Here is a 4,823-nt window from a genome sequence, read left to right as displayed (position 1 = left end):
GACGACGGGGTCGAAGTTCCCGTCGGCGATCGACATGGCGGCGTAGAAGTTCATGCTGCGCGCCAGTTCCAGTGAGACGTACATGTCGGCGGCACGCTGGGTCAGCGTCTGGAAGTTGCTGAGCGGCACGCCGAACTGCTTACGACTCCTCAGGTACTCGGTGGTCAGCCGAAGGGCCTCCTCCATGGCGCCGACGGCTTCGGCGCACAGCGCCGACTGATGACGGATCAGCGCGTTCTGCAGATGGGGCGCCGCATCGCCGCCGGTGCCGAGCGGCTGCGCCGCGACCGAGTCCAGCGTCAACTGTGCGGCGCGCTGCCCATCGAACGTCCGGAAGGGCCGCCGGCTCACGGCATCGGCAGGTATGAGGAAGAGCCCGACTTCGCCATCGGTCAGTGCCGCGCTCGCGATGAACACGTCCGCGCAGTCACCGGAGAGCACCGGGTTCTTGATGCCTGTGATTGTCCACGAATCACCTTGGCGCTCAGCACGTGTGGCGACGCGCGTCGACACTCCACGCATGCCGGGCTCCTGATGTGCCAACGCAAGCAGCGTCTTGCCCGCCGCGACGTCGTCGAGCAACCTTCGCTGTTCGTCGTCGCCGAGTTCGGCGATCAAACCGCCGGGAATCAGCGCGGCCTGCGCGACGGGCTCGGGAGCAAGACGCCGCCCGATCTCGGTGAGCACCACCATCAGCTCGATCTGGCCGGCCTCCTCCGGATCGAAGCCGAGTCCCAGGATCCCGATCTCGGCCAGCTGCGACCAGACGTCACGGCTCCACCCCAGATCGCTGTCCGTGACCTCGAGGCGGGTTTCGACGTCGTAAGTGTCCGTGAGCACCTCGCGGGTGACGTCACGCAGCAGGCTCTGCTCGTCACTCAGGTCAAAGTCCATGGCGTGCTCACAGTCCGAGAATGGTCGAGGCGACGATGGTGCGTTGCACTTCGTTGGTGCCGCCGTAGATCGAGGTCTTGCGGTAGTTGAGGTACTTCGGCGCGGCGAGCTGCGCCCATGGCGGCGAGCCGATGTCGCCACCGGCATCGAACGGCAACGCGTCGGGGCCCGCGACGTCGACCAGAAGCTCGGTGACCGCCTGCTGAAGCTGACTGCCCTTCAATTTCAGGATCGAGGATGCCGGGTTGGGCTTGCCGTCGGCCTCGGAACCACTGACCCGCAGCTGCGTGAGCTCCAGGGCCAGCACTTCGTTCTCCAATTCGGCTACACGGGCGGCGAACAGCGGGTCCTCGAGCAGCGTTCCCCCTTCGGTCGCCGTGTTCGCGGCGTGTTCCTTGATCTGCGACAGCCACACTTTGGTGGTGCCGATCCGGGCGATGCCGGTGCGCTCGTTGCTCAACAGGAACTTGGCGTAGGTCCAGCCGCTGTTCTCGTCGCCCACCAGTTGATCGGCGGGGACGCGGACGTCTTCGAAGAAGACCTCGTTGACCTCGTAACCACCGTCTATCAGCTTGATGGGACGCAGCGTGATGCCCGGCGTCGACATCTCGGCCAGCAGGAACGAGATGCCGGCTTGGCGTTTGGGGGCAGCCGGATCGGTACGCGCGAGCAGGAAGATCCAATCCGCGTGCTGGCCCAGCGTGGTCCACGTCTTCTGCCCGTTGATCACGTAGGAATCACCGTCGCGGACGGCGGTGGTGCGCAGCGACGCCAGGTCCGATCCGGCCTCCGGTTCGGAGAATCCCTGGCACCACCAGATGTCGAGGTTGGCGGTCGCGGGCAGGAACCGCTCCTTGAGCTGCTGCGATCCGAAGCGGGCGATCACCGGACCGACCATGCTGGCGTTGAACGCCAGGGGTTCGGGCACGCACGCGAGGCGCATCTCGTCCGCCCAGATCTGGCGTTGCAGCGGCGACCAGTCCTTGCCGCCCCATTCCACCGGCCAGTTCGGGACGGCGAGGCCGCGCTCGTTCAACACCCGCTGGGCCGTGACCACGTCGTCGGGGTACCGCAGCTCACCGTCGCGCGCCCGCTGGCGAATGTCGGCCGGGACCTGCGTGGTGAAGAACTCCCGTAACTCATCGCGGAAAGCGGCTTCGTCGTGGCTGAGCGCCAACTTCACTGTCGAACCTCCGAGATCGTTCATGCCCGGCATCGGTTTCAGCACGGTGCCGTGCCAGTACCGGTAGTACCCGATATCCGCGAACCTACCGGCGCGCGTTGACTCTCCTTGCGTTCGTCGGATTGCCGAGTCGCCGTCGCCGATCGGCCGCCGCGCCTACGACGGCGCCGGGTCCGCGAGCAGCTGCCGGAACACCGGTGCGGCCCACGCGCTGAGTTCTTCGCGACTGAGACTGGTCATCGACGGGTTGGCGAGGATGGATCTGGTCATGGCGAGCCCGATGACGAATGCGTCCGTCATGGCGATCCGCTGTCGGTGATTGTCCGGGGTGACGGCGTTCAACGTCGGCGCCACGTGCGTGGCAAGCGTCTGGTTCAGCGTGTCCGCTGCGACACGGCTAGTGCCCGCCGCCCGCAGCAGCGCCAGGAACGCCTGGTTGTCCTCCCACACCGCGAAATACCGGGGCAGCAGCATGCCCGGGATGTCGTCCGGGTCTGCCGCGGCTAGATCCGGAAGGTCGATTCGGAACTCAGTGGCCGTCGCAAACAGGTCCTGCTTGCTGCCGAAATATCGGGTCACCAGCGCGGCATCGACACCGACGTCCGCCGCGATGGCGCGCAGGGTGGTGCGTTCATATCCTTCGGCGGCGAAGCGTTGGCGTGCCGCCGAGAGGATGTCAGTGCGCGTCTGAGCGGCATGGCGAGGACGTGGTGTCTCCATCCCAGAACTCTATGTCGGCGACTGTTGACTTGGCCACTACCTCGGCGTACGGTCACAAGTCATCGACGGATGACAAAAGTCTCCGAACGTTGATTTGAGTCTCTCGGAGGGGCAGGTGGTCCCGTGACTTGCGACATCGAGCGATCTAGCGGACCGGCTCCTCGGCACGCAGCGGCTGACGAGGCACCGCCGTCAGGGAGGGGGCTGCTGCACCGCATCGCCCGGCTCGCCCTCACCGTTCCACGGCGGATGCTCGCGATGGCGGCACTGGTGGCGGCGGCCGCCGCCATCTTCGGCGTGCCGGTAGCAAAGACCCTGTGCGCCTGCGGATTCGAGGACCCGTCGTCGCAGTCGGCGAGGGCGCAGAGTCTGCTGACGGACAAGTTCGACGCGGGCGACGTGAAACTGGTGATCGTCGTGTCCGCTCCGGAGGGGGCCGATGGCGTCGCGGCGACCGCGGCCGGCACCGAACTGGTCGACGACCTGGCGCACTCGCCGCACGTCGCGTCGGTGACGTCACCGTGGACCGCGCCGGCTCCCGAGCGGGCGGCGTTGATCAGCGAGGACGGCAGGTCCGGGCTGATCGTGGCCGGGATGGCGGGCGACGAGAGCAAGACTCAGCAGTACGCGAAGGACCTGACGGACCAATTCGTCCACGACAGAGACGGTGTGACGGTGCGCGCAGGCGGTGACGCGACGGTGAACGTCGAGATCACCGAGCAGTCGCAGCGCGACCTGCTGGTCATGGAGTCGTTGGCCATCCCGATCAGCTTCGTGGTGCTCGTCTGGGTCTTCGGCGGGGTGCTGGCGGCGGCGGTTCCGCTTGCCGTCGGCGGCACGGCGATCCTGGGTACGCTCGCCGTGCTTCGGGGTGTCACCAATTTCGCCGACGTCTCGATCTTCGCGCTGAACCTCAGCGCTGCAATGGGTTTGGCCCTAGCCATCGACTACACGTTGCTAATCATCAGCCGCTACCGCGACGAACTGGCCGACGGGGCCGAACCCGCGGAAGCGCTGGTGCAGACCATGGTGACGGCAGGGCGCACGGTGCTCTTCTCGGCCACGATCGTCGCCCTGTCGATGGCCGTGATGGTCGTGTTCCCGATGGCGTTCCTCAAGTCGTTCGCCTACGCGGGAGTGGCGACCGTCGCGTTCGGCGCAGTGGCTGCACTGTTCGTCACGCCCGCAGCGCTGGTGTTGCTAGGGGATCGGCTGCAGGCGTGGGACATTCGCCGGCTGCTCCGGCGGATCCTCAACCGGCTGGAGCCTCTCGTGGGCAGCGTTGAGGAGCACGTCCTCTATCGGTGGACCAAGATGGTCATGCGGCACGCGCTTCCCGCCGGGCTGGCGGTCGTCGCGCTGCTCCTGTTTCTCGGCAGCCCCTTCCTCGGGGTGAAGTGGGGATTCCCCGACGACCGGGTATTGCCTCAGAGTGCGTCGGCCCACCAGGCCGGTGACGTGATGCGCACGCAGTTCCCCGACGACTCCGCGGCCGCCGTCACCATCGTGGTGCCAGACGCGAATGGTCTCACCAGGGCCCAGTTCGACCGCTACGCGATGGATCTGGCTCGGGTCCCCGACGTGACGGCGGTGTCGCCGATTCGGGCTGCCGACGGCAGCGCGTACCTGACGGTGCGCAGCACCGCACCGTTGTTCTCCGAATCCTCGCAGGCGCAACTCGACGGCCTGCACGCGGTCGACGGACCGGGCGGACGTCACGTATTCTTCGCAGGCACTGCTCAGGTCAACCGGGACAGCGTCGAAGCGATCACCTCGCGGCTGCCCGTGGTCCTTGGGCTCATCGCGGTGATCATGTTTGCGGTGCTATTCCTGCTCACCGGCAGCGTGGTGATTCCGCTGAAGGCATTGGCACTGAACATGTTGTCGCTCAGTGCGGCGTTCGGCGCGATGGTGTGGATCTTCCAGGACGGTCACGGATCGGGCTTCCTGGGGTTCACGCCCGGCGTGGTGAACACGTCGATGCCAGTCCTACTGTTCTGCATCGCGTTCGGGCTCTCGATGGACT

4 protein-coding genes are annotated in these 4,823 nt (G+C 66.5%); 1 reads left to right on the top strand and 3 read right to left on the bottom strand.

What is annotated here, in order from left to right:
- The 3 genes from QOI01_RS35970 to QOI01_RS35960 all read right to left on the bottom strand — a co-directional run.
- A partial coding sequence (locus QOI01_RS35970; RefSeq protein ID WP_526388992.1) for an acyl-CoA dehydrogenase family protein occupies nt 1-894 on the bottom strand: 894 nt, incomplete at its 3' end.
- 7 nt (nt 895-901) lie between these two features.
- Nucleotides 902-2,077 carry an acyl-CoA dehydrogenase family protein gene (locus QOI01_RS35965; RefSeq protein WP_526388996.1) on the bottom strand — a complete coding sequence of 392 codons (1,176 nt, stop codon included), beginning with the start codon at nt 2,075-2,077 and terminating at the stop codon, nt 902-904.
- A gap of 156 nt (nt 2,078-2,233) precedes the next feature.
- Nucleotides 2,234-2,797, bottom strand: coding sequence for a TetR/AcrR family transcriptional regulator (locus QOI01_RS35960; protein WP_526388990.1), 564 nt, complete (start codon nt 2,795-2,797; stop codon nt 2,234-2,236).
- 204 nt (nt 2,798-3,001) lie between these two features.
- Here QOI01_RS35960 and QOI01_RS35955 point away from each other — a divergent pair.
- On the top strand, nt 3,002-4,823 hold a 1,822-nt coding region (locus QOI01_RS35955; RefSeq protein WP_526388994.1), incomplete at its 3' end, for an MMPL family transporter.

Origin of the sequence: Mycobacterium sp. (assembly GCF_032162605.1) — a bacterium.
Lineage (GTDB): Bacteria > Actinomycetota > Actinomycetes > Mycobacteriales > Mycobacteriaceae > Mycobacterium.
The sequence above is the reverse complement of the archived record's forward strand: the minus strand, read 5'-3'. Positions and strand labels throughout refer to the sequence as shown.